This window comes from Lysinibacillus sp. NPDC056232 (assembly GCF_042267565.1).
Classification (GTDB): domain Bacteria; phylum Bacillota; class Bacilli; order Bacillales_A; family Planococcaceae; genus Lysinibacillus.
On record NZ_JBHJTF010000105.1, the window covers coordinates 1 to 1,065 of the forward strand.

Sequence of the window (1,065 nt, forward strand, 5' to 3'; positions counted from 1 at the left end):
TAACTTGGTTAAGTTATTAAGGGCGCACGGCGAATGCCTTGGCACTAGGAGCCGAAGAAGGACGGCACTAACACCGATATGCTTCGGGGAGCTGTAAGTGAGCTTTGATCCGGAGATTTCCGAATGGGGGAACCCACTACGTTTAATCGCGTAGTATCTTGACGTGAATTCATAGCGTCTTGAAGGCAGACCCAGGGAACTGAAACATCTAAGTACCTGGAGGAAGAGAAAGAAAAATCGATTCCCTGAGTAGCGGCGAGCGAAACGGGAAGAGCCCAAACCAAGAGGCTTGCCTCTTGGGGTTGTAGGACACTCTATACGGAGTTACAAAAGAGCGAGTTAGATGAAGCGACTTGGAAAGGTCCGCCAGAGCAGGTAAAAGCCCTGTAGTCGAAAGTTCGTTCTCTCCTGAGTGGATCCTGAGTACGGCGGAACACGTGAAATTCCGTCGGAATCCGGGAGGACCATCTCCCAAGGCTAAATACTACCTAGTGACCGATAGTGAACCAGTACCGTGAGGGAAAGGTGAAAAGCACCCCGGAAGGGGAGTGAAAGAGATCCTGAAACCGTGTGCCTACAAGTAGTTAGAGCCCGTTAATGGGTGATAGCGTGCCTTTTGTAGAATGAACCGGCGAGTTACGATTACGTGCGAGGTTAAGCTTTAGAAGGCGGAGCCGCAGCGAAAGCGAGTCTGAATAGGGCGAATTAGTACGTGGTCGTAGACCCGAAACCAGGTGATCTACCCATGTCCAGGGTGAAGGTGAGGTAACACTTACTGGAGGCCCGAACCCACGCACGTTGAAAAGTGCGGGGATGAGGTGTGGGTAGCGGAGAAATTCCAATCGAACTTGGAGATAGCTGGTTCTCTCCGAAATAGCTTTAGGGCTAGCCTCGTGATGAGAATACTGGAGGTAGAGCACTGTTTGGACTAGGGGGCCATCCCGGTTTACCGAATTCAGACAAACTCCGAATGCCAGATATTTATACACGGGAGTCAGACTGCGAGTGATAAGATCCGTAGTCAAAAGGGAAACAGCCCAGACCACCAGCTAAGGTCCCAAAGTA

At 50.8% G+C, this 1,065-nt stretch carries 1 rRNA gene; it reads left to right on the forward strand.

Annotated features, from left to right (window positions below):
* Positions 1–6: 6 nt before the first annotated feature.
* Positions 7–1,065 (forward strand): 23S ribosomal RNA (locus ACFCYJ_RS27480); the annotation flags it as partial.